Source organism: Pantoea ananatis LMG 2665 (assembly GCF_000710035.2).
Taxonomy (GTDB): Bacteria; Pseudomonadota; Gammaproteobacteria; order Enterobacterales; family Enterobacteriaceae; genus Pantoea; species Pantoea ananatis.
Window position 1 is genome coordinate 585,427 of record NZ_JMJJ01000005.1, and the last position, 24,806, is coordinate 610,232.

Sequence of the window (24,806 nt, forward strand, 5' to 3'; positions counted from 1 at the left end):
TGCCGATCGTTTCGCGGGCTGTCGCGCACGGGAAATCCCTTATGTTTACGCGGCTGTGCCCATCGGTTACCATCTAAGCCCGTTTTTTTACTTAACTGAAAGCTACGCAAACTATGACTCAAGTCGCTAAAAAAATTCTGGTAACCTGCGCCCTGCCTTACGCAAACGGCTCAATTCATCTCGGCCACATGCTCGAGCATATCCAGGCGGACATTTGGGTGCGTTATCAGCGAATGCGTGGCAATCAGGTTTATTTCATCTGCGCCGATGACGCTCACGGTACGCCGATCATGCTGAAAGCCCAGCAGTTGGGTATTGCGCCGGAGCAGATGATTGCTGAAATGAAGCAGGAGCATGAAACAGATTTCGCCGGTTTCAACATCAGCTATGACAATTACCATTCCACGCATGGCGATGAGAACCGTGAGCTCGCCGGGCTGATTTACGGCCGCCTGAAAGAGAACGGTTTCATTAAAAACCGGACCATCTCTCAGCTGTACGATCCGGAAAAAGGCATGTTCCTGCCTGACCGTTTTGTTAAGGGAACCTGCCCAAAATGTAAGTCACCTGACCAGTACGGCGATAACTGCGAAGTGTGCAGCGCGACCTACAGCCCGACTGAACTGATCGATCCGAAATCTGTGGTGTCGGGTGCAACACCCGTGCTGCGTGATTCCGAGCATTTCTTCTTCGATCTCCCCTCGTTCAGTGAGATGTTGCGTGCCTGGACCCGTTCTGGCGCACTGCAGGAGCAGGTCGCGAACAAAATGCAGGAGTGGTTCGAATCCGGTCTACAACAGTGGGATATCTCGCGCGATGCGCCATATTTTGGCTTCGAAATCCCTGGCGCGCCGGGCAAATATTTCTACGTCTGGCTGGATGCGCCTATCGGCTACATGGGATCCTTTAAGAACCTGTGTGATAAACGTGGCGATATTAACTTTGACGAATTCTGGCAGCAGGATTCCACCACGGAGCTGTATCACTTCATCGGTAAAGACATTGTCTACTTCCACAGCCTGTTCTGGCCGGCCATGCTGGAAGGCAGCGGTTTCCGCAAGCCGACTAACCTGTTCGTGCACGGCTACGTCACCGTCAACGGTGCAAAAATGTCGAAGTCGCGTGGAACCTTTATCAAAGCCAGCACCTGGTTACAGCACCTGGATGCCGACAGCCTGCGCTACTACTATGCGGCCAAGCTCTCTTCGCGCATTGATGACATCGACCTGAATCTGGAAGATTTTGTTCAGCGCGTTAACGCCGATATCGTTAACAAAGTAGTGAACCTGGCCTCACGTAATGCCGGTTTTATCACCAAACGCTTTGACGGCAAGCTGTCAGCTGAGCTGGCCGATCCGGCGCTGTATCAAACCTTCCTGGACGCATCTGAGAAGATTGGTGAGGCCTGGGCCAGCCGTGAATTTGGCCGTGCCATTCGTGAAATCATGGCGCTGGCCGATCTGGCTAACCGCTATGTGGATGAGCAGGCGCCGTGGGTGGTGGCGAAGCAGGAAGGCCGCGATGCAGACCTGCAGGCCATTTGCTCGATGGGCATTAACCTGTTCCGGGTGCTGATGACCTGGCTGAAACCGGTCATGCCGTCGCTGAGCGCGCGCGCCGAAGCGTTCCTGAACACTGAGCTGCACTGGGATGCCATTCAGCAACCGCTGCTGAACCATCAGGTTGCGCCGTTCAAGGCCCTGTATGGCCGAATCGAAATGGCGAAGGTCGACGGCCTGATTGAGGCGTCAAAAGCGGATGCGGCAGACGCCAATAAACCCGCGGCGACCGGCCCGCTGGCCGATGCGCCGATTGGCGATACCATTACCATTGATGATTTTGCCAAAGTCGATATGCGCGTGGCGCTGATTGAGAAAGCGGAATTCGTCGAAGGCTCGGACAAGCTGCTGCGTCTTGAACTGGATCTGAGCGGCGAGAAGCGCCAGATTTTCTCCGGTATTCGTGCGGCCTATCCCGATCCGGCGGTACTGGTTGGCAAAATGACCATTATCGTGGCCAACCTTGCGCCGCGTAAAATGCGGTTTGGCGTGTCAGAAGGCATGGTGCTGTCTGCCGGTCCCGGCGGCAAAGATCTGTTTGTCCTGTCCGTAGACAGCGGCGCGGTGCCCGGCATGCCGGTGAAATAGTCCGTTGGCCATCCTCTGCGGTTTACCGCCGGGGATGGCGCTTCAGCCACACCGCTGATTGCTGGCGGGCCTGACCGTTAGTGCGTATGATAAACCCCGTTAAAAACAGGAGCCTGTCATGCACACCGTGCTAACGATGAGTTGGCGTTATCTGCGCGCTTTTATCATTATCTATCTTTGCTTATATGCCGGAAACGGCGTGGCCCTGCTGCTGCCCATCACCCTGCCCGGCAGCATTATTGGCATGCTGATTCTGTTTGCACTGCTTGCGTCGCAAATCCTGCCCGTGCGTTGGGTCAAACCGGGTTGCCATCTGATTATTCGCTATATGGCGCTGCTGTTTGTGCCCATCAGCGTTGGCGTCATGAATTACACCGATATTCTTACCGCGCAGTTCGGTCCTGTTGTGGTCTCCTGTCTTGTCAGTACCTTCGCTGTCCTGGCCATTGTAGGGTTAAGCGCGCATAAGCTGCATTCGCGCCCCGTGATCAAAGGGGGCAACGATGAGTGATATCTGGTGGTCGTTGCCCCTCACTGTCGGGGCTTTTTTGCTGGCGCGCAAGCTGGCGGCAACGCTGAAAATTCCCTTGCTGAACCCACTTCTGGTCTCCATGGCGGTGATTATTCCCCTTCTGCTGTTACTGCACATGCCTTATGCCCGCTACTTCGCAGGCAGCGAGATACTGAATCAACTGTTGCAGCCCGCCGTCGTGGCCCTGGCGCTGCCGCTGTATGAGCAGATGCATCAAATTCGCGCTCGCTGGAAATCCATTATTGGCGTCTGCATGATTGGCAGCCTGACGGCGATGATTTCAGGCACCGCCATCGCGCTGTGGATGGGCGCCACACCAGAAATCGCCGCCACGATTTTGCCGAAATCGGTTACCACGCCGATCGCCATGGCGGTTTCAGCCTCACTGCACGGCATTCCCGCCATCAGCGCAATTTGTGTCCTGATTGCGGGCGTACTGGGCGCCGTGTTTGGTCATATGTTGCTTAATCTGCTGGGAGTGAAAAGCAAAGCCGCACGCGGGCTGGCGATTGGCAATGCCTCGCATGCGTTGGGCACGGCCAGGGCAGCGGAACTTGATTTTCAGGAAGGTGCCTTCAGCTCGCTGGCGCTGGTGATCTGCGGCATCATCACGTCGTTGCTCGCCCCCTTTATTTTCCCGCTGCTGCTGCACTGGTTTGGCTAAAACTTTGGGAGAGATCTCGCAAAGTTGAAAACTGTAAGACATGTTGCATTGTCAGAGAGACAGAGATCACATATAAACCGATGTCTGGCACATTGCCCTGATGATTGAATGAGGCTTCCATGCATCCACGTTTCCACTCTGCTTTTGAAGTACTTCCAGCCACTCTGCAAACCGCGCTGCGTCCGGTGCTGAGCGAGCCGGGATTTGACGCGATGCTGCAGGCCGATCAAGTCACCTTGTTGCAAGAGCAAACTCAACTGGATGCCGATGCGCTGGCGCTGGCGCTTCTGCCGGTTGCCGCTGCCTGCGCGGTTGCCACGCTTTCACATTTTAACGTCGGCGCGATTGCGCGCGGCGTCAGCGGCAACTGGTATTTCGGCGCCAATATGGAATTTGCCGGCGCGACCATGCAGCAAACCGTTCATGCTGAACAGAGCGCCGTCACCCATGCCTGGCTGCGCGGTGAATCCCGTCTGGAGACCATTACTGTCAATTACACCCCCTGCGGTCACTGTCGCCAGTTTATGAATGAACTTAACAGCGGCACAGATATTCGCATTAGCCTGCCGCAGCGCGCGGTGCATACGTTGGCGCACTATCTGCCTGACGCATTCGGCCCAGGCGATCTGAATATCACCGAACGCCTGATGGATGATGTGGACCAGGGTTATGTTGCAACGGGCGATGCGCTGTCTCAGGCCGCCGTTAAGGCGGCTAATCGCAGCCATGCGCCTTACAGTCGGGCGTTCAGCGGGGTGGCGTTACAGACCGCCTCCGGCCGGATTTTCAGCGGACGCTATGCAGAAAACGCCGCCTTCAATCCCAGCCTGCCCCCTTTGCAGGCCGCGCTGATTCTACTGAATATGGCGGGGGAATCCTGCCACGATATTCAGGCCGCCGCATTAGCCCAGACGCCGCAGCCAGCCCTGGATCAGTTCTCTGCAACTCAGGCCACCCTGCACGCCCTGGGTTGCGATAACCTGACGCACCTTACGCTGGCAAAAGCGTAAGGTGAGGCACGGTTTTAAACAGTTTCTAAATCTTTTATTTACAAAAGCTGTACATCGGCCAGAAATTTCATAGGATCTGGCGCCAGGTCTTCGTCATCACAATAAAACTGGCGTCACCCTACTCTTTGATTATTGCGCCAGGAAAACTTGCAACCGGAGCATGACTGCATGGAACTCGAATACGAAAGTAAACGCCCGCTATATATTCCTTATGCTGGCCCTATATTGCTGGAATTTCCGCTGCTGAATAAAGGCAGTGCCTTCAGCATCGAAGAGCGCAATGAATTTAACCTCAATGGCTTACTGCCAGAAGCGGTAGAATCCATCGAAGAGCAGGCAAAACGCGCATGGCGTCAGTTTCAGGACTTCAAAAACAACAACGATAAACATGTCTACCTGCGCAACATTCAGGATACCAACGAAACGCTGTTTTATCGTTTGCTGGACAACCATCTCGAAGAGATGATGCCGATTATCTACACGCCAACCGTCGGTGCCGCCTGCGAACACTTCTCAGAAATTTATCGCCGCGCGCGTGGCGTGTTCATCTCCTATCCCAACCGTGCGCACATCGAAGACATGCTGCAAAACGCCACCAAACAAAATGTGAAAGTGATTGTGGTCACTGACGGTGAGCGCATCCTTGGCCTGGGCGATCAGGGCATCGGTGGCATGGGCATTCCAATCGGTAAGCTGTCACTGTACACCGCCTGTGGCGGCATCAGCCCGGCTTATACCCTGCCGGTGGTGCTGGATGTGGGCACCAATAACCAGCAGCTGCTCAACGATCCGCTGTACATGGGCTGGCGCCATCCCCGTATCACGGGCGAAGAATATGACGAGTTTGTAAACGAGTTTATTCAGGCCGTGAAACGCCGCTGGCCAAAAGTGCTGTTGCAGTTCGAAGATTTTGCACAGAAAAACGCCATGCCACTGCTGGAGCGCTATCGTGACGAAGTGTGCTGCTTCAATGATGACATTCAGGGTACCGCTGCGGTCACCGTTGGCACCCTGATTGCCGCGAGCCGTGCAGCAGGCAGCCGCCTGTGCGAGCAGAAGGTTGTCTTCCTGGGCGCGGGTTCAGCCGGTTGTGGTATTGCCGAACAGATCATCGCACAGATGAAATCGGAAGGTCTGAGCGACGACGAAGCCCGTCGTCGCGTCATGATGGTGGATCGCTTTGGTTTGCTGACCGACAAACTGCCTAACCTGCTCGATTTCCAGAGCAAGCTGGTGCAGAAAAGCGACAACCTGAAAGACTGGGATACCTCAAATGATGCGATCTCACTGCTGGACGTGGTGCGTAACGCACAGCCAGACATCTTAATCGGTGTGTCAGGTCAGCCTGGGCTGTTCACAGAAGAGATCATCCGTGAGATGCACAAGCACTGCAAACGTCCAATCGTGATGCCGCTTTCTAACCCAACGTCTCGCGTTGAGGCCACGCCGGCAGACATTATTGCCTGGACCGATGGTGCCGCCCTGGTCGCTACCGGTAGTCCGTTCTCACCGGTTTCGTGGAACGGTAAGACCTACCCGATCGCGCAGTGTAATAACTCCTACATCTTCCCTGGCATTGGCCTGGGCGTGATTGCGTCTGGCGCATCGCGTGTCACCGATACCATGCTGATGACGGCCAGCCGTGCTCTTGCGGATTGTTCACCGCTGGTGAACGATGGTGAAGGCCCGGTTCTGCCTGAAATTAAAGATATTCAGGGCGTGTCGAAGATTATCGCGATGGAAGTGGGCAAAGCTGCCCAGCTCGCGGGCGTCGCGGTGGTGACTTCAGAAGACGTGCTCTCACAGTCTATCGCCAATAATTTCTGGCTGCCTCAATACCGCCACTACCGCCGTACCTCTATCTAAAAACTCGGCGCTGGATCCCTGCGGATCCAGCGCTGCTTAAATTTACACCAGCCAGACGGGGTAAACTTGCTTAGCGGGTGACGCTCAAGTAGCCTTGTCCCACCCAAACTTCGGATCTCGAGTGCTCAGGCGCATGTTGAAACGCGTTTTCATTGCTCTGCTTTTCATCATCTTAACGATGGTGGCGACGGCGCTCGGCCTGGACCGCTGGATCAGCTGGAAAACGGCACCCTATATCTATGACAACCTTGCATCCCTTCCCCACCGTCAGGTCGGGGTGGTACTGGGCACGGCCAAATATTATCGCACCGGCGTGATTAACCAGTATTACCTGTACCGCATGCAGGGCGCGCTTAACGCCTATAACAGTGGAAAGGTGAACTACCTGCTGCTGAGCGGGGACAATGCGCAGCAAAGCTACAACGAACCCATGACTATGCGGCGCGATCTCATCAAAGGTGGCGTCGATCCTGCTGATATTGTGCTGGACTATGCGGGCTTCCGTACGCTGGATTCTATCGTCCGTACGCGTAAGGTATTCGATACCAACGACTTTATTATCATTACCCAACGTTTTCACTGCGAACGGGCGCTGTTTATTGCCCTGCACCTGGGGATCCAGGCGCAGTGCTATGCGGTTCCGTCTCCTAAAAATATGCTCAGCGTACGAATGCGTGAAGTCGGTGCGCGGCTGGGTGCGCTGGCCGATCTGTTTTTACTGAAGCGCGAACCGCGTTTCCTTGGCCCGCTGGTGCCGATCCCGGCTGTACATGAAGTTCCTGAAGATGCACAGAGCTATCCTGCCGTGACGCCAGAACAGCTACTGGAACTGGAACAGAAACGCCGCCAGTAATTCACCCCGTTTACCCGCGTTTTAGTAACAGATAAGCCCGGAATGGCTTATGGCTCCCCCCCCTTGCCCGCCTGATGCTGCTGTCAGAAATGAAACGGGAAGGCTGCGGCGACGTCCGCCAGCCAATTCAGGGTTGCGCACCCGTGACGTTGCGCCGGTGCCATGAAAGAAACAGCGCCCCGACGATGAGCGAACCCCACAAACCGCGTAAAAGGGCGCAAAAAAAGCGGCCCTGAGGCCGCTTACATCATTGCCACTGCTGTTATTTTTTACGCGAGTACTTCAACGAGTCGAGCGCCACAGCGAAGATAATGATGCCGCCCTTGATGATGTACTGCCAGTAAGGGTTGATACCGATATAGGTCAAACCGTAGTTGATGACGGTGAAGATCAGCACCCCGGTCACCACACCGGCCACCGTACCGACACCACCGGCAAAGGACACGCCACCGACTACGCAGGCTGCGATAGCATCCAGTTCATACATGAAACCGAGGTTATTCGTGGCTGAGCCGATACGACCCGCTTCCAGCATACCGCCGAAGGCATAAAACACGCCTGACAAGGCATAAATCAGGATCAGGTTCAGGTTAACGTTCACACCTGACACTTTTGCCGCTTCCGGGTTACCCCCGATAGCAAAAATGTTTTTACCAAAGCGCGTTTTGTTCCACAGAATCCAGACAAACACGACAGCAATCGCTGCATAGAAGGTGATGTAAGACAGTTTGAAATCACCGAAACGAAGGAAGCCTTGTGTGAAAGTTGAGAAGCCATCATAGAAGCCCGCAATCGGTGAGGCCCCAACGAAGTCGTAATACAGTGAGTTAATGCCATAAACGATGATCATGGTACCCAACGTAGTGATAAAAGGCGTCACTTTCAGATAGGCAATAATGACACCATTCACCAGACCAATAACGGCACCAATCACACAAACAATCAGGATAACGACCGGAATCGGCACGGTTTCCAGATGCGGAAACACTTTGTTGACGTTATCCATGGATTGCAGCAATGAGGCGGCTACAATGGCGGCCAGCCCCACCTGACGCCCGGCAGACAGGTCAGTACCCTGGGTCACAATCAGCCCCGCCACGCCCAGCGCGATAATAATACGCACCGAAGACTGGGTCAGAATGTTACTCAGGTTCATTAAACTTAAAAATGTCGGATCCTGGAAAATAATAACAGCCAGTAGTACCAGCAGTACGACATAAATGCCGCCCTCTTTCAGCCAGGTTAGCGCATTCTTTTTTGTAGTCGCTTTCATGTTAACAGCCCTTACTTCATTAAAGGTGTAATGACGCTAAACGCAATATTTCGTTCTGCGTGGTCGTTTTCGTATCAACAATGCCGGCGACCAGACCGTTACTCATTACCAGAATACGATCGGTGATGCCCAGCAACTCTGGCATTTCGGAAGAGATAATAATGATGCCCTTTTCCTTCTTCGCCAGCTCAGCCATCAGCTGATAAATTTCGAATTTGGCCCCCACATCAATACCGCGCGTGGGTTCATCAAGCATTAAGATTTCAGGCTGAGTCAGCAACCAGCGACCAATAATGACCTTCTGTTGGTTACCACCAGAAAGTGAACCAATTTGCGTATGATGCCCTGGCGTTTTTACCCGCATAGCGTCGATAACCCATTGGGTATCGCTTTTCATGCGTTTATTATCCAGCAGACCAATACTGTTCTTATATTTTTTGATATTGGATATCAGGGAATTAAATCCAATATCCAGAAAAGCGTAAATACCGGTAGAACGACGCTCTTCAGTTACCAGCGCAAAACCATGGTTAATGGCTTCATTGGCGGTATGATTGTTAATCGTTTTACCATGCAGTTTAATTGTGCCGCCCGATTTTTCGCGAATGCCAAACAGCGTTTCAACGATATCGGTACGTTTTGCACCCACTAACCCGGCAATGCCGAGTATCTCCCCTTTACGTAAATCAAAAGAAATATCGCGAATTGAGGGCTGACGCAGCGAGGTCAGATTGCGCACCTCCAGAATGGTTTCACCCGGAACATTGGTGCGATCCGGGAAGCGCTGACTGAGAGAACGCCCAACCATCATGGAGATGATCTTATCCATATCCAGCCCTTCAAGCGGCTGAGTCACAATCCACTGGCCATCACGCAGGATGGTAATTTCATCGCACAGCTGGAAAATTTCTTCCATTTTATGCGAGATGTAAACAATTCCGCAGCCGCGATCTTTGAGCTTACGAATAATCGTGAACAGATGATTAACTTCTTTTTCGGTTAACGAAGAAGTCGGTTCATCCATGATCACGATTTTGGCGTCATAGGAAAATGCTTTGGCAATCTCAATCATCTGCATTTGCGAGACGGAGAGATGGGCGACTTTATCACGCGGATCGATATTAATATCCAGCTCGTCGAAAATCGCTTTGGTATCACGGTACATTTTGTCCTGATCGACAAAAACGCCTTTGCGTGGATAACGCCCAAGCCACATGTTGTCCATCACGGTACGCTGTAATACCAGGTTTAATTCCTGGTGCACCATCGACACGCCGTTTTCCAGCGCTTCTTTGGAGCTTTTGTAATCTATTTCCTGCCCTTGAAAAAGAATGCTGCCTGTATCTTTTTTATAGATACCAAATAAACACTTTAACAATGTCGATTTACCAGCGCCGTTTTCACCCATTAGTGCATGAACGGAGTGAGGCCGCACTTTTAAATTAACGTTGTCGAGAGCTTTCACGCCGGGAAATGATTTACTGACGTTGGTCATTTCCAGCAGATATTCGCGCTGCGCGGTCGTATTATCACTGGCCATAATTTACCTGGCTACAAAACGGTGATGACATAAAAAAGGCGCAGCAGCTGCCGCGCCCGTCTGCAAAGAGTTATTTCTGGAACTGAGACAGGTTTTCCTGATCAACCGGTACATAAGGTACGCGTACGATCTTATCAACCATCTTGAAGTTGGTGCCTGCCGTCGCCGGTTTGCCATCTGCAAGGTTCTTGGCCATGTCGATGGTGGCTTTCGCCTGGTTTTCCGCGTCATTCAGCACGGTACCGGCCATTGCGCCTGACTTAACCAGCGCCAGTGCTTCAGGTAACGCATCCACACCGAAGACCGGGATGGAAGACATGTTGTGTGCTTTCAGCGCTTCTACGGCACCCATTGCCATGGCATCGTTGTTGGCGATAACCACTTCGATTTTCTTGGCGTTAGGACCTGACAGCCAGGCGTCCATCTTATCTTTCGCCTGAGCGGTATCCCACATTGCCGTATCCATCGCTAACTGCTGGGTTTTAACACCGTCTTTGTTCAGCGTATCGATAACGTATTTGGTACGCGCTTCCGCATCCGGATGGCCCGGCTCGCCTTTCAGCAGAACGAACTGAATCACACCATCTTTATTCAGGTCCCAGGCCGGGGTTGCTTTCCAGTGCTTCTCAATCAGTTTGCCCTGAATCACACCCGACTCTTTTGAGTCAGTACCCACGTAGTAAGCTTTGTCATAGCTGGCCAGCACTTTCGCGTTTGGCTCTTTGTTGAAGAACACCACGGGAATGTCGTTAGCACGGGCTTTCTGGACAACCACCGCGGCCGCGGCCGGATCGACCAGGTTAATTGCCAGCGCTTTCACGCCTTTTGCCATCAGCACGTCAATTTGATCGTTCTGTTTAGACTGGTCGTTCTGCGAGTCATTCATCAGCAGCTGAATACCGCCCAGCGTCTTGGCTTCTTTCTCGATATCTTTACGTACCATCGACATGAAGTTGTCGTCGTATTTGTAAATGGTTACGCCGATACGCGTGTCAGCGGCATGCGCCGTTGCACCAAACATCATGCTGGCAACCAGTGCTGTGAGCGTGAAAACCTTCTTATTCATGGTATCTCCGGTTTTTTTGCAGGGTCTTTTTTTGTTCTGCCGCGCAGATGGCGTTAGAACATCAGGTAGAATTATTCGGCGAGGCAGGATGCGCTCTCTATCAGGCTGAGCCACTGCTGTGCCATGCAAAACTCAACTTCCGTGACTTCCGTGTAGGCTACTGCATCCATAGTGCGTGTCATGAACCATGTAAACCGGCGACCAGGCCGGTGCCCTCAACAGGAGAGTGGCGTTACATAATGTTTCAGTACTGTAAGACGCTGCCATCATAGTGATAGCAATGTTAATTAACTGTGAATACAATCACAGATTGAAAACGGTTACATCGTGGAATCGCCTGAATTAGTGACGGACTCCACAATTTGCTTTTGCGCTACGGAATGGCGGCGTACCAGCGTCGGCATAAAGATGTGTTTTGCACTGCTGTCGATACAGCCCGCGGCCCCCTGAAGCGCCAGCTCCGTGGCAAGTTTTGCCATTGAAACAATGGGATAGCGAACGGTGGTCAGCTGCGGATCGGTGTATCGTGAAATCGGAATATCGTCGAAGCCCACTACGGAAAAATGCTGAGGGACCTGAATTCCGTTGTCTTTAAGGGCCGTAAGCGCGCCTGCCGCCATGCTGTCGTTATAGGCGAATATGGCGCTCAGATTGAGATTACGCCCCAGCAGTTCAACCATTGCGGCTTCGCCGCCCTGCATGTCGGGTTCGGCGCTGGCTATCCAGCTTTCCTGCGGACGAATCCCCTGCTCTGCCAGGGCCTGCAGCCAGCCTTCACGCCGCTGTGTAACGTCTTCAATGGGATGACTGGAACACAAATAGCCAATGCGGCAATGCCCCTGTTGCAGCAGCATTCTTGAGGCCATCAATGCGCCCGTTACATTATCAAGGCTGACACAGCGATGCTCGAAACCCGGCACGCTACGGTTAATCACCACCATACCGGGCACCTGGCTCATAAAATCGGCCAGTTCGGCGTCTGAAAGCGTTTTCGCGTGCACCACCAGCGCATTGCAGCGTTGGCGTATCAACACTTCAATGGCGTGGCGTTCTTTTTCTTCATGGTGCCAGGAGTTACTGATCAGAACATGCTTGTGCACGCGCTGTGCCACGGTATCGACCGCCTTCACCAGCGCGCCGAAAAAGGGGTCGGAAACATCCATAACCACCACCCCGATGGTATCACTCACCTGGGTAGCCAGCGCCTGAGCGTTGGCGTTTGGGCGATAGCCCAGAGCGTCAACCGCCTGTAACACGACGTCACGTGTTTCAGCGGTGACCGCGCTGCTGTTATTTAGTACGCGCGAAACGGTGGCCACTGACACACCGGCCTGACGCGCAACATCACGAATCGTTATCATGCAGCACTTCCAGAGAGATAAGGCATTACGCCAGTTACAACACCGGCGCTATTTTGTCAGGGAAGATCGCCACACAGCGTGAATTACGTCACATCAATGAAAACGGTTACATACAATTCTGTAACCTTTGTGATGGCGGTCATTATCTTTCAGAGGGGGAAGTGGACGGTGCGCCTGCGGCAATCAGCGTCAGACGACGCCAGATCCATTCGAGGGGGCCCTGCGGGAAGTAACGCAGCCACAGCACGGAAAACAGCAGGTTAACGCACCAGATGACTGGCACCAGCATCACCAGCTGCAGGCGTGAGAAATGCATAAACTCGCCGAAGCGATAAAAGAGCGTGGTACAGATCAGGGATTGCAACAGGTAGTTGCTGAGCGCCATTCGACCTACGCAACGAATGGCATAGCTCAGCCGCCAGCGCTGGACCGAAGACCAAAAGCCGAAACACAATGCCGTATAGCCGAGGCTGATGAGCGGACTGGCCAGATCGCGCGGCAGTTGCAGATAAAACGCGCTCCAGCGGTAGTCCCAGTGAACCCACCACTGTGCGGCAACGCCCGCCGCCGCCATCAGCAAACCCAGCGGCAGCAACAGCGCGGCAACGCGTCGGTAGTGCTGTAGCGGAAAGGTTCCTTTCAGCCAGCCGCTGCGCACCAGCGCCGCCCCCAGCATCATCAGTCCCGCCAGTTGCCAGCCGTACTGGGCCACCAGCGCCATCAATCCCGAAGAAAGGTGATCTAAACGAATCTGCACGGCGGCCAGACCGCCCCTGAGCTTCCAGAACTGCTCGTACTGGATCTCTGCAGCGCCCGGGAGCCATGAGGGCGACGGTTCAGGGCTGGAGATCAAGCCAAATACCAGCAACACGGCGCATCCCATCAGATAGAGCAGAATTCCGGTGTTAATTAACCCCCGGGTAGAGGGAACATCGCGCAGCATACGCCAGATAACCAGCCCGATAATGCCGTAATCCAGCAAGATATCGCCTTCCCAGATAAATACGCTGTGAATCAATCCCAGCATCACTAACAGGGATAAACGGGCAGTCAGCCAGCGGCTACCGCGTGACAGCTGCATCTGCAGGCCTGCTCCGAACAGCAGGGCGAATAGCGTCAGGAATTTAAGCTGGGCAAAGACATCGGAAATAGCCCACGTCCAGGCATCAGAAAGTGTGATGCTGCCCTGCCAGGCAGGATTAAGGTAGGCAGCAGAAGGTAAACCAAAGCCAATAATATTTAACAACAGAATGCCGAGAATGGCACAGCCCCGAATAAAATCCAGCACGAGGTAGCGTTGCATGTGGGATCCTGATGTCTCAGGCGGGCGACCGTCGCGCCCGCCCGTCAGCTTTAGTTATGACGCACCGCACGCAGGAATTCCTGACGGGTATTTTGACTGGATTTAAACAGCCCACCCAGCGAGGTCGTGGTCGTGGCGCTGGTGGCATCCTTCACGCCGCGCGCTTTCACACAATAGTGAACGGCATCGATCGAAACGGCAACGTTATTCGTTCCCAACAGCGTTTGCAGCGCCAGCAGGACCTGCTGTGTTAAACGCTCCTGCACCTGAGGCCGTTGCGCGAAGAACTGCACAATGCGGTTGATCTTGGATAAGCCGATCACCTTATCTTTAGGGATATACGCGACGGTGGCTTTCCCGTCGATAATCACAAAATGATGTTCGCAGGTGCTGGTCAGCGTAATGTCGCGAACCGTCACCATCTCATCCACTTTCATCTTGTTTTCGATGAGCGTGATTTTGGGGAAGTTGGCATAATCGAGACCGGAAAAGACCTCATCGACATACATTTTGGCGATGCGATGCGGGGTTTCCATCAGGCTGTCATCTTCAAGATCAAGATTCAGCAGCTGCATGATTTCCGTCATATGGCCTGCAATCAGGCTCTTACGCGTTTCATCGTCTATTTCACGCGTGGGTGCGCGCAGCGGCGTTTCCAGCCCACGCGCCAGCAGCGCTTCGTGGACCTGTGCAGCTTCCTGACTCAAGGTGCTCATCTTACTCTTCTCCGGCAGGTGTTGCGCCCGCCGTCTGTTGCCAGCGGGTCATATTTCTGAGTGCGTATTGTGAAACTTTCTGTGCAGGGAATCCAGCAATCAATCCGATTGGAGATGAAAGCTTTTCACGCGTCCCGCCGCCAGACCAGAAGGCCTGCGACGATCAGACTGGCCCCCGCCACCCACAGTGCGGGTTCGAGACGATGAAGAAACAGCGTTGACAGCGAGGAGAGCATAGGCCCTGCCAGTTGCCCAACCGCATAGCCGGTTGTCAGCAGGCCGGCCATATAACGCATATGCTGTGGTGCCAGTTCACGGGCACAGAGCAAAGACAGCTGTACCACACACAGAAAGCCGCCCCCTACCAGTAGCGCGCCGATAAGCAGCCCGCTGAATCCCGGCAGCAATGCGGCCGCCAGCACACCCAGCGCCTGTGCCCACAGGGCCACCGCCAGGCGGGCATGACTGCTCCCCGTCTTGCGCGTGACAATGCCCAGAACAATACCGATGACCGCCGCACCGCCGAATATCGGCCAGACAAACTGTGCCATGGCACTGCCTGGAAAACGCACTGCAGCCATTTGTGAAAGAAATGTCGCGGGGAGAATATAGCCAAAGCCCGCCAGGCTGTAACTCAGGACCAGCCGCCGGAGGTTACGGGTCAGCACCAGCGACGGCGGTGCCTGCTCCGGACGATGCAGCTCACCCTTGCGCGGCAGATTTCGGCTAATGAGCGCCACCAATAGCGCCGCCAGTGCGGCATAAACCCACCAGGCCAGCGCCGCTGAGACCTGATAACTGTGCAAGCTCACCGCGAGCAGACCGCTGATAAAAATGCCTGCACCCGGTCCGGCAAAGACGGCTGCCGACAGCCCCGGACGACCATACTGATGCAACTGCTCGTTGCTCCACGCCGCCGCCAGCACCAGGGCGCATCCACTGGCCCAGCCGATGGCAAAGCGAATAACGCCATGCCACCACGGCCCGTCGGCAAAGGCCGACAGTGCCGTCAGCACCACGGCGCCCCACGTTCCGAGTTGCAGACGCAACGCGACCTTATGGCGTGCGCGCATGGCATCGAAAGACCCGCACAGGTAGCCCAGATAGTTTAACGCCGCCACCAGGCTGGCGCTGGTCAGCGTTAACTGGTGCGCCTGAATCATCAAGGGAACCTGCGGGGTAAAGGCAAATCGCCCGATTCCCATTACAACAAACAACGTCAAAAATGCACTTATTGCCACGCGAAACGCCATCTGCCACCTCAGTTTTTTACACAGAAACTTGCTTATAGCATGAACGATGCTTACACTCACAAAAAGTGAATAATCTTAAGCAACTTGTTTACAGGAAGAGAACACTATGGATTTAGTTCAGTTACGTATGTTCTGTTCCGTGGCAGAAAGCGGTTCCCTGGCCCGTGCTGCGGAACAGCTGCATCGGGTTCCCTCCAACCTCACGACGCGTCTGCGTCAGCTGGAAGAGGAACTGGGTGTCGATCTGTTTATTCGCGAAAAACAGCGCATTCGCCTGTCACCCATGGGCCATAATTTCCTTAACTACGCCCAGCGTATTCTGGCCCTGAGTGATGAAGCATTAAATATGACCCGAGCGGGTAAACCCGGCGGGAATTTTGCACTTGGCTCGATGGAGAGTACCGCCGCGACGCGCCTGCCTGGCCTTCTGGCTGCCTTCCATCAGCGTTTTCCTGCTGTCGCCTTATCGCTGATCACAGGCACCTCAGGGGAAATTATTGATCGAGTACGTGAAGGTACGCTGGCCGCGGCCCTGGTCGATGGCCCGGTTCAGCACGACGATCTGAATGGCTGTATTGCATTTCGCGAGGAGATGGTCTTGATCACCGATCTTGATCATATCCCGGTAACCTGCGCGCGCGACACGCAAGACGATACCCTGTTTGCCTTTCGCAACAGCTGTTCTTACCGGGTTAAACTTGAAGCCTGGTACCGCGACAGCCAGGCCGCGCCTCACAGCGTGATGGAGATTCAGTCTTACCATGCCATGCTGGCCTGTGTCGCAGGCGGCGCGGGCGTGGCTATGATTCCCGCGTCGGTGCTGAAACAGATGCCAGACCGCGCCCGTGTTCAGGTACACAGCCTGCCGGCTGAATATCGCAACACCGCCACCTGGCTGATGTGGCGACGCGATGCTTTCACGCCCAACGTTGAGGCGCTGAAGTATCTTATTATTGAACAATTTCACGATCGTCCGCTCAATGACGAGCTGATGCATCCATTGCAGGCGGCGGAATAGAGTTTCCGCGCTATTTTTAACTTATCACGACCATCCAGACGCCACATCGCGTCACAATCTGACTGGAAGAGGGATTGCATGAACATGATCAAAACCCGTGCCGCCGTAGCCTGGGCCGCAGGTGAACCGCTAAAAATCGAAGAAGTGGATCTTATGCCGCCGCAGAAAGGGGAAGTGCTGGTACGTATCGTCGCCACCGGCGTCTGCCATACGGATGCGTATACGCTGTCCGGCAGCGATCCTGAAGGCGTGTTCCCGGCGATTCTGGGCCACGAAGGCGGTGGCGTTGTTGAAGCGGTCGGCGAAGGCGTGACCAGCGTTGAAGTGGGCGATCACGTGATCCCGCTTTACACGCCAGAATGTGGTCAATGTAAGTTCTGCCTGTCCGGTAAAACGAATCTGTGTCAGGCCATCCGCACCACGCAGGGCAAAGGTCTGATGCCTGACGGAACCACGCGTTTCTTTAAAGACGGCAAGCCGATTTTCCACTACATGGGCACTTCAACCTTCTCTGAATATACCGTCGTGCCTGAAATCTCCCTGGCGAAAATCAGTAAAGAAGCGCCACTGGAAGAAGTGTGCCTGCTGGGTTGTGGCGTAACCACCGGTATGGGCGCAGTGATGAACACCGCCAAGGTTAAAGAAGGCGATACCGTTGCCATCTTTGGGTTGGGCGGCATTGGTCTGTCGGCGATTATCGGCGCGAAAATGGCCAAAGCGGGCCGCATTATTGGTATTGATATCAACACCAGTAAGTTTGATCTGGCGCGTAAGCTGGGTGCCACCGATCTGATTAACCCGAAAGACTATGACAAGCCTATTCAGGACGTGATTGTTGAACTCACCGACGGCGGCGTGGATTATTCCTTTGAATGTATCGGTAACGTCAATGTGATGCGCTCTGCTCTGGAGTGCTGTCACAAGGGCTGGGGCGAGTCGGTGATCATCGGCGTCGCAGGCGCAGGTCAGGAGATTTCAACGCGTCCATTCCAGCTGGTAACCGGCCGCGTCTGGCGTGGCTCTGCTTTCGGTGGCGTGAAAGGCCGTTCACAACTTCCCGGTATCGTGCAGGATTATCTTAATGGGAAATTCGCGCTGAACGATTTCATTACCCATACCATGCCGCTTGAAGAGATTAATGACGCCTTTGATTTAATGCATGAAGGGAAATCGATCCGCTCCGTCGTGCATTTTAACAAGTAACCGGGGGCGCTATCTATGACATCTACTCTGGAGCTGCTGGAAGAGCATCGTATTTTTGGCGGCTGGCAGCAGCGCTGGCGTCATCAGTCTCAGGTGCTTCATTGCCCGATGACGTTCAGTATCTATTTGCCGAGTCCGCGCGGTGATTCCCCGCCGCCGGTGGTGTGGTTTTTGGCGGGCCTGACCTGCAACGACGAGAACTTCACCACCAAGGCTGGCGCACAGCGTGTCGCTGCCGAGCTGGGCCTGGTGTTAATCATGCCGGACACCAGCCCACGCGGTGAGCAGGTTGCGAATGACGAAGGCTATGACCTGGGCCATGGCGCAGGTTTTTACCTCAACGCCACGCAACAACCCTGGGCGGATCACTACCGTATGTTCGACTACCTGAGTGACGAGCTGCCTGAGCTGGTTGCCGATAACTTTAAGGTCAGTGAACGTCAGTCGATAATGGGCCACTCCATGGGCGGACACGGTGCGCTGATGCTGGCATTACGTCTGGGAAACCGCTTTGCGTCGGCTTCCGCCTTTGCGCCCATCGTTAACCCTTGTGAGGTTCCCTGGGGCCAGAAAGCATTCACGGCCTATCTGGGGGACGATCGCCAGGCCTGGCTCGCCTACGACAGCTGCCAGCTGATGCGGGAGGTTCAGCATCGTCTGCCGTTGTTGATCGATCAGGGCGACAGCGATCAGTTCCTGGCGGATCAACTGCAGCCGGAGCGCTTAGAAGCGATCGCGCAGGAAATGGGCTTCCCGTTGACCCTGCGCATCCAGCCTGGCTACGATCACAGCTACTTCTTCATTGCCAGCTTTGTCGAAGATCACCTGCGCTTCCATGCGCAACACCTGCTGGTAGGGTGATCTCACACAGGGGATTGCCAGTGCAATCCCCTGATTTCAAGACAGTCCTTCCTGTACCAGCCCGTCAATCATGACCTGCGGTGTACCGCGTGAACAGTGCTCAATGCGGCCCTGTACGCCGTAAACCTGCGCCAGGGTTGCTGGGGTGATAACGCTATCCGGCGTGCCTTCGGCAATTAACCTGCCCGCTTTAAGCATCACCGCATGCTGAGCGTGGCGTAAGGCAATATTGATATCGTGCACCACCACCACCGTGACCATATTGCGCAGCGCGGTTTCACGCCGTACCAAATCCATCACGTGGAACTGGTAGTTTAAATCCAGCGCGCTGAGCGGTTCGTCCAGCAGCAGCAGCGCAGGCCGACGAATCAGCGACTGCGCCAGGCCCACTAACTGTTTCTGTCCACCGGAGAGCTGGTCAAGGTAACGCATGGCCAGATGCGCAATGCCCAGTTGCTCCAGCAGCGCCATCACGTCCGCCTCGCTGGCGGCGCTATGTAAACCACTGGAGGCGCGCTGTGCCACGATAATGGACTCCAGCACGTGCAGATGAACGCCAGCCGGCAGCGACTGGGGCAGATACACGACCTGTCTGGCACGCTGGGCGAAAGGCTGGGTCATCAGGTCTTTCCCGTTGAGCCACAGCTCGCCCTGCCCTTTATTCAGTCCGGCCAGCGCACGCAGCAGCGTAGATTTGCCACAGCCGTTCGGTCCTAGCAGAACCGTAATTTCCCCACGCGGCAGGCGCGCCACATTCAGGTTTTCAATGACCTGGCGTTTGGGATAGCCGGTCGTGAAGCCGCGCAGGCTTAATCCTTGCTCCCTCATACTGTCCCCCGGTGACGCAGAATAATACTCAGGAAGAACGGTACGCCAATCAGCGAAGTCACAATGCCTACCGGCACGATGGCGCCAGGAATAAGGTTTTTCGACGCCACAGAAGCCAGCGACAACACCAGGGCACCGGTCAGCGCGCTGGCCGGCAAATAGAAGCGATGATCTTCACCAAACATCATGCGGGAAATATGCGGTGCCACCAGCCCAATAAAGCCAATCGGCCCGACGAAGGCCACGGCCAGCGCGGACAGTACGCTGATACGGAGCAGCGTGGCCAGGCGTAAACGACGAACATCAATACCAAAACTGATCGCCCTGTCTTCACCCAGGCGCAACGCGGTAAGTTTCCAACTGCTGAGCATAGAGAAGGGAACCAACAGCGCAAAGGCCGCACTCAGTACGCCCAGCTTTTCCCAGGAGGCGCGCGCCAGGCTGCCCATGGTCCAGAACACCAGCCCCTGTAACGTATCTTCGCTGGCAATAAACTGCATCATTGAAACCAGGGCGTTAAAAGTAAACACCAGGGCGATACCAAACAGCACCACACCGGACGATGACACCTGAGTCCATCGCGTAATGCCATCCAGCATCAACGCGGCAAACAGGGCAAACAGAAAGGCATTGGCCGAGATAAACCACTGCCCGGAGATGCCCGGAATCCCTACGCCCAGAATAATCGCCAGTGCTGCACCAAACGCCGCCGCAGAAGACACGCCCAGCGTGAACGGACTGGCGAGCGGATTATTCAGGATCGTTTGCATTTCGGCGCCGGCGAGGCCCAGCGCCAGGCCAACAACAATCGCCATCAAGGCATAAGGCAGGCGAATATCCCAGACGATTACGCGGGTACCTGCATCGACGCTCTCAGGAGAGAGCAGCGTGTGCCACAACACGGACAAAGAGAGCCCTGCCGGACCGAGCGTAAAATCAAGAACGAGTGAGGCGAGTATCGCTATCAGCAGCGCACCCAGCCAGAAGATTCGGCGGCGCACAACCTGATGATAATTTTTTAATGTGTGCTGATGATCCGCTTCAGCACCGATCAACGAGGATTCCGTTGTCATGATTCAACCCAGTAATGGCTCCAGAATTAAAAACGCAGCCACAATAGTGCAGGTGATAATAATTATCAATTCATGGAATGTTAACAGTGATGACGTAAGCTTAAAAAACGCCCGGCGTTCACCGGGCGCTTTCAGGCATTGTTAGTCTTTATAGACGGGAAATTCCATTTCAGTATATTTGACGATCCGACCGCCCCGCACCAGCCTGTAACCCAGCCAGATCAGCAGGAACAGAGGCAGACCGATATAGGTAGCCGCCACGCCGTACCAGTCGATTTTATCCTGCAGGAACGCCTGATAATTCTGGCCCAGAGTGATAATCAGACAAAGGACAAAAGCAAAAATCGGTCCAACGGGAAAAAAGCCGGAACGATATGGCAGCGCAGTAAGATCGTGGCCCTGCGCAACGTAACCCCGACGGAAACGGTAGTGGCTGATTGCAATACCGAGCCAGGCGATAAAGCCGGTCATGCCTGAGGTATTCAACAGCCAGAGATAGACTTCCTGATTGCCAAATTTCGAGGTTAAAAAGCACAGAGCAGCCACCACCGTGGTCGCCCACAGGGCATTACGGGGGACGCCACCTTTTGACAGGCGGGCAAAGATACGCGGTGCTTTGCCTTCGCGTGCAAGGTTATAAAGCATGCGCGTTGAGGCGTACATTCCGGAGTTACCCGCGGACAATACCGCCGTTAAAATGACCGCGTTCATCACCGCCGCCGCTGACAGCAGACCGGCATTTTTGAACACCAGCGTAAACGGACTGACGCTGATATCTTTAATATCATTGTGTAACAGCTGCGGATCGGTATAAGGCAAAATCAGGCTGATGATCAGGATAGCCAGCACATAGAAGAGCAGGATACGCCAGAACACCTGACGTACTGCGCGAGGAATATTCTTCGCCGGATCTTCTGATTCCCCCGCCGCAATACCGATGAGTTCAGTGCCCTGGAAGGAGAAGCCGACAATCATCGCCACGCCGATCATCGCGGCGAAACCGCCCGCAAATGGCGCGTCACCGACCTGCCAGTTATGCCAGCCCGCATTTTCAGCGCCGCGCATAATCCCGACAATCATCAGTACGCCAACCACGATAAAGATCACCACGGTGACAACCTTGATCAGCGAAAACCAGTACTCCGTTTCGCCGAAGCCTTTCACCGAGATGTAGTTGATCAGGAACATCAGGCTCAGGAACAGAGCGCTCCAGATCCATCCTGGCGTGTCCGGGAACCAGTAATTCATCACCAGTTGGGAAGCCACCAGGTCAACGGCAATCGTAACCGCCCAGTTGTACCAGTAGTTCCAGCCAAGGGCAAAACCAAAGCCTTCTTCGACGTATTTCGCACCGTAGGTAGCAAAAGAACCGGATACCGGCATAAATGCCGCCAGTTCACCCAGGCTGGTCATGAGGAAATAAACCATCAAACCAATCAGGGCATAGGAGAGTAACGCGCCGCCTGGACCGGCCTGAGAGATGGTGGCACCTGATGCCACAAAGAGGCCTGTACCGATTGAACCGCCAATGGCGATCATGGTGAGGTGACGCGCTTTTAGATCGCGTCGTAACGCAGGTTGTTGTGTTGTTTTTGTGTCATTATGCATGTGTAAACATTACGCTGGGTAAAAATAAGGCGCGATTGTAGCAGCAAAGGCCGCACTGTATAGCGAATGCTGCGTTGATATAAGTTACCTTCATGATAGGCGGCAGATTATTAGCGGCAGCGCCTGTCTCCCTGAATTTCAAGGGGTTGAACCGCTTATTTCATCATCAGCCTCCCCCTGCGGTTATTCCCGGCAGTAGGACAAAAACCGTGACAGCGCCTTTGAGATATGTTTTTGCCGGTGATGAATACGGTAAAGCGTACGCGTCAAATTGGGCAAAGGCGTATTCAGCTCAATGAGCGTTCCGGCACTGAGCTGGTCGGCAATAACCCGGCGGGATAAACAGCTAATGCCCATGCCGTGACGCACGGCATGTTTGATCGCTTCGGAGTTGCCCAGTTCCATGCCCAGCTGGAAGGTTGGCAGATGAGACAGCAGCAGGTAATCAACGATTTCGCGCGTCCCTGAACCCCGTTCGCGAAGAATCCAGGTGGCCTCCGCCAGCGATGCCAGCGTCACCGGCTGCTGTAAAATGGCAGCATCCGGCGCGGCAAACACCACCAGCTCATCGTCAAGCCAGGGCTCGCTTACCAGTTCCGTCATATGACAGGGACCTTCGATTAACCCGACATCAACCCTGAATTCAGACACGGCCATGATCACGTCCTGGCTGTTTCCCACGCTCAGCTCTAAAGGTAAGGTCGGGAAATCACGGCGGTAGCCGGCAATCATCCCCGGCAACAGGTAATTCCCGATTGTGCTACTGGCATAAATTCGGATAGCCCCGTTATCTTCTTTAAACAGCTGTTCGATTTCCGTCGCCTGTTCAAGCAGGCCCACGGCCCGCGGGTATAGTAACCGGCCGTGTTCATTCACTACCAGTCGCTTACCTACACGGTCGAAAAGCTGAACGCCAAGCTGGTTTTCCAGATCGGCGAGTGCCGCACTGACGGCTGACTGGGACAAGGCCAGCACCTGAGAAGCCTGCGTGGTGGAGCCGCTTTTCAGCACTTCGGTAAAAACGTCGATTTGTCGCAGTGTAATGTGCATGGAGACTCCTGAATCTAACGCTGTAAGAGGTAAACCATCAGGGCTATCCACAGCAGAAAAACCACACCCAGCACACCGAACAGGGTTTTACCGCGTGCACGCTGCTGCCGGGCACGCTCTGCGCTGCTGGCGCGCACTTCCGTGGGTAACATTTTCAGCAGCAACATGACGCCGGTGGGAATGATCACTGCATCATCAAGTAGCCCGACGACCGGGATGACATCAGGGATCACATCAATGGGGCTGATGCCGTACGCCATGAGTCCCACGGCCGCGCCTTTACACCACAGCGGCGTTCGGGGATCGCGGCAGGCATAGGCGAGCGTTAAAACATCTCTTTTGATGAGCGTAATGAAGCGCCCCAGTCGTGCGAACAGCATATATCCTGCCTTATCACTTATAGCGGTAGATTATAAATATATAATCAATTTCACTTTTAACAAACCCGGCGTGATGATGCTTGCTCAACCAGGAGCGTAATCATGGCCGACATCAGCATTTCAAAATCTCACACTGTGCAGCAATGGCTGCCAGGCCTGTTGCTATGCGGTACCCTTGCCAGCGTCACGGCGCTGCTGGCGCAGGTACCTGCCGTCTCGCGTCTGGGGCTGGGTTCGTTAACTCTGGCCATTATGCTGGGCATCATTATCGGGAACAGTGTTTATTCCCCCATGGCCGGTCAGTGCGACGCTGGCGTACTGCTGGCCAAACAAAAACTGCTCCGGCTGGGCGTGATACTGTTCGGATTTCGCATCACCTTACAACAAATCACGGATGTCGGCCTGAGCGGCGTCGTTATTGATGTACTGACCCTGAGCAGCACGTTTTTTATAACCTGCCTGCTGGGCAGGCGCCTGCTCAGGCTCGATCGTGACACCGTGTGGTTAATCGGTGCGGGGAGCAGCATCTGCGGTGCCGCTGCCGTACTGGCCACAGAGCCAGTCGTGAAAGCGGCCCCCTCAAAGGTGGCGGTGGCGGTGGCAACGGTCGTGCTGTTTGGCACCCTGGCGATCTTTGTTTATCCCTTGCTGTGGCCATGGGTTCATCATCTTTTCCCTGCCGTCAGTCTGACACAGTTTGGTGTTTTCACCGGTTCGACGATCCACGAAGTGGCCCAGGTGGTCGCCGCCGGGCACAGCATTGCGCCCGAAACCGAGAGCAGCGCAGTCATTGCGAAAATGCTCCGGGTGATGATGCTGGCTCCGTTTTTACTGTTGCTGAGCGGTGTACTGCGACGTGAACAGACAGCACAGCATAGCGCACAGCCGGTCACCTTTCCGTGGTTTGCTTTAATGTTTGTTGCTGTCGCTCTGTTCAACTCTCTGCACTGGTTGCCGGCCGGGTGGGTTAACACATTAAATACCCTCGGCGGGATCCTGCTGACCATGGCAATGGCAGCGTTGGGCTTAACTACCCGCTTTACTGCCCTGCGCGCTGCCGGATTTAAGCCTGTGCTGTTAGGAGCACTGGTATTTGTCTGGCTGATTGTGGGTGGCGGTACTATTAATCTGCTGGTCCAGCACCTCATGGCGTAAGCACGCAGCCCTCTCCCTTCCTGACCGGCCCTTGACGGGGCCGGTT

22 protein-coding genes are annotated in these 24,806 nt (G+C 54.6%); 10 read left to right on the forward strand and 12 right to left on the reverse strand.

The genetic code is table 11. The annotated features are described in order from the left end of the window. The first annotated feature begins 113 nt into the window (after positions 1 to 113). From metG to sanA, 6 genes are all read left to right on the forward strand, one after another. A complete protein-coding gene (metG, locus tag EL29_RS10655; RefSeq protein ID WP_028715347.1) occupies positions 114 to 2,147 on the forward strand; it encodes a methionine--tRNA ligase in 2,034 nt (677 codons plus the stop codon). 118 nt (positions 2,148 to 2,265) lie between these two features. Beyond that, positions 2,266 to 2,658 (forward strand): CidA/LrgA family protein, encoded by a 393-nt coding sequence (locus tag EL29_RS10660; RefSeq protein WP_014605429.1) that lies wholly within the window; start codon positions 2,266 to 2,268, stop codon positions 2,656 to 2,658. Then, on the forward strand, positions 2,651 to 3,343 hold the full coding sequence (locus EL29_RS10665; protein ID WP_022623412.1) for a CidB/LrgB family autolysis modulator: 693 nt from the start codon (positions 2,651 to 2,653) through the stop codon (positions 3,341 to 3,343). The genes EL29_RS10660 and EL29_RS10665 overlap by 8 nt, the downstream gene beginning before the upstream one ends. A gap of 119 nt (positions 3,344 to 3,462) precedes the next feature. Next, positions 3,463 to 4,353: a cytidine deaminase gene (gene cdd, locus EL29_RS10670; protein ID WP_014594106.1), complete on the forward strand. Its 891-nt coding sequence runs from the start codon at positions 3,463 to 3,465 to the stop codon at positions 4,351 to 4,353. A 168-nt stretch (positions 4,354 to 4,521) separates the two neighbouring features. Continuing rightward, the gene (locus EL29_RS10675; RefSeq protein ID WP_014594107.1) at positions 4,522 to 6,219 is read left to right on the forward strand and encodes an NAD-dependent malic enzyme; all 1,698 of its coding nucleotides are present in this window, start codon (positions 4,522 to 4,524) and stop codon (positions 6,217 to 6,219) included. 133 nt (positions 6,220 to 6,352) lie between these two features. Beyond that, positions 6,353 to 7,072: an outer membrane permeability protein SanA gene (sanA, locus tag EL29_RS10680; protein ID WP_014594108.1), complete on the forward strand. Its 720-nt coding sequence runs from the start codon at positions 6,353 to 6,355 to the stop codon at positions 7,070 to 7,072. Positions 7,073 to 7,334: 262 nt separating this feature from the next. Here the strand turns inward: sanA and mglC are convergent, their stop codons facing one another. The 7 genes from mglC to EL29_RS10715 form a co-directional block, all read right to left on the reverse strand. Then, positions 7,335 to 8,345 carry a galactose/methyl galactoside ABC transporter permease MglC gene (mglC, locus tag EL29_RS10685; RefSeq protein WP_013026418.1) on the reverse strand — a complete coding sequence of 337 codons (1,011 nt, stop codon included), beginning with the start codon at positions 8,343 to 8,345 and terminating at the stop codon, positions 7,335 to 7,337. A gap of 19 nt (positions 8,346 to 8,364) precedes the next feature. Continuing rightward, entirely contained in the window at positions 8,365 to 9,885 is a 1,521-nt protein-coding gene (mglA, locus tag EL29_RS10690; RefSeq protein WP_014605428.1) for a galactose/methyl galactoside ABC transporter ATP-binding protein MglA, read from the reverse strand. A gap of 70 nt (positions 9,886 to 9,955) precedes the next feature. Beyond that, positions 9,956 to 10,951, reverse strand: a complete 996-nt coding sequence (gene mglB / locus EL29_RS10695) for a galactose/glucose ABC transporter substrate-binding protein MglB (protein ID WP_013026420.1) — start codon at positions 10,949 to 10,951, stop codon at positions 9,956 to 9,958. 320 nt (positions 10,952 to 11,271) lie between these two features. After that, on the reverse strand, positions 11,272 to 12,312 hold the full coding sequence (gene galS / locus EL29_RS10700) for an HTH-type transcriptional regulator GalS (protein WP_013026421.1): 1,041 nt from the start codon (positions 12,310 to 12,312) through the stop codon (positions 11,272 to 11,274). Positions 12,313 to 12,454: 142 nt separating this feature from the next. After that, positions 12,455 to 13,615 carry a DUF418 domain-containing protein YeiB gene (gene yeiB, locus EL29_RS10705; RefSeq protein ID WP_028715348.1) on the reverse strand — a complete coding sequence of 387 codons (1,161 nt, stop codon included), beginning with the start codon at positions 13,613 to 13,615 and terminating at the stop codon, positions 12,455 to 12,457. Positions 13,616 to 13,665: 50 nt separating this feature from the next. Next, positions 13,666 to 14,331: a GTP cyclohydrolase I FolE gene (folE, locus tag EL29_RS10710; protein WP_013026423.1), complete on the reverse strand. Its 666-nt coding sequence runs from the start codon at positions 14,329 to 14,331 to the stop codon at positions 13,666 to 13,668. A 125-nt stretch (positions 14,332 to 14,456) separates the two neighbouring features. After that, complete coding sequence (locus EL29_RS10715) at positions 14,457 to 15,584, reverse strand: YbfB/YjiJ family MFS transporter (RefSeq protein ID WP_028715349.1); 1,128 nt, start codon at positions 15,582 to 15,584, stop codon at positions 14,457 to 14,459. 106 nt (positions 15,585 to 15,690) lie between these two features. Here EL29_RS10715 and ptrR point away from each other — a divergent pair, with 106 nt between their 5' ends. The 3 genes from ptrR (at position 15,691) to fghA (ending at position 18,666) form a co-directional block, all read left to right on the forward strand. Further along, positions 15,691 to 16,602, forward strand: coding sequence for a putrescine utilization regulator PtrR (gene ptrR / locus EL29_RS10720; RefSeq protein WP_013026425.1), 912 nt, complete (start codon positions 15,691 to 15,693; stop codon positions 16,600 to 16,602). 78 nt (positions 16,603 to 16,680) lie between these two features. After that, positions 16,681 to 17,805: an S-(hydroxymethyl)glutathione dehydrogenase/class III alcohol dehydrogenase gene (locus EL29_RS10725; protein ID WP_028715350.1), complete on the forward strand. Its 1,125-nt coding sequence runs from the start codon at positions 16,681 to 16,683 to the stop codon at positions 17,803 to 17,805. A 15-nt stretch (positions 17,806 to 17,820) separates the two neighbouring features. Beyond that, positions 17,821 to 18,666 carry an S-formylglutathione hydrolase gene (gene fghA / locus EL29_RS10730; protein WP_028715351.1) on the forward strand — a complete coding sequence of 282 codons (846 nt, stop codon included), beginning with the start codon at positions 17,821 to 17,823 and terminating at the stop codon, positions 18,664 to 18,666. Between the two features lie 36 nt (positions 18,667 to 18,702). On the opposite strand, the gene EL29_RS10735 is transcribed toward fghA, so the two are convergent. The 5 genes from EL29_RS10735 to EL29_RS10755 all read right to left on the reverse strand — a co-directional run bounded on the left by EL29_RS10735 (position 18,703) and on the right by EL29_RS10755 (position 23,605). Further along, on the reverse strand, positions 18,703 to 19,494 hold the full coding sequence (locus tag EL29_RS10735; protein ID WP_028715352.1) for an ABC transporter ATP-binding protein: 792 nt from the start codon (positions 19,492 to 19,494) through the stop codon (positions 18,703 to 18,705). After that, on the reverse strand, positions 19,491 to 20,567 hold the full coding sequence (locus EL29_RS10740) for a FecCD family ABC transporter permease (protein ID WP_013026429.1): 1,077 nt from the start codon (positions 20,565 to 20,567) through the stop codon (positions 19,491 to 19,493). Before EL29_RS10740 ends, EL29_RS10735 begins: the two co-directional genes overlap by 4 nt. A 141-nt stretch (positions 20,568 to 20,708) precedes the next feature. Next, positions 20,709 to 22,175, reverse strand: coding sequence for an amino acid permease (locus tag EL29_RS10745; RefSeq protein WP_028715353.1), 1,467 nt, complete (start codon positions 22,173 to 22,175; stop codon positions 20,709 to 20,711). A gap of 183 nt (positions 22,176 to 22,358) precedes the next feature. Continuing rightward, positions 22,359 to 23,225, reverse strand: a complete 867-nt coding sequence (yieE, locus tag EL29_RS10750; protein ID WP_014594115.1) for a DNA-binding transcriptional regulator YeiE — start codon at positions 23,223 to 23,225, stop codon at positions 22,359 to 22,361. Positions 23,226 to 23,239: 14 nt separating this feature from the next. Further along, on the reverse strand, positions 23,240 to 23,605 hold the full coding sequence (locus EL29_RS10755; RefSeq protein ID WP_013026432.1) for a YkvA family protein: 366 nt from the start codon (positions 23,603 to 23,605) through the stop codon (positions 23,240 to 23,242). Between the two features lie 102 nt (positions 23,606 to 23,707). Between EL29_RS10755 and EL29_RS10760 the strand changes: the two genes are divergently transcribed. Then, positions 23,708 to 24,760 carry a YeiH family protein gene (locus EL29_RS10760; RefSeq protein ID WP_014594116.1) on the forward strand — a complete coding sequence of 351 codons (1,053 nt, stop codon included), beginning with the start codon at positions 23,708 to 23,710 and terminating at the stop codon, positions 24,758 to 24,760. Positions 24,761 to 24,806: the final 46 nt, after the last annotated feature.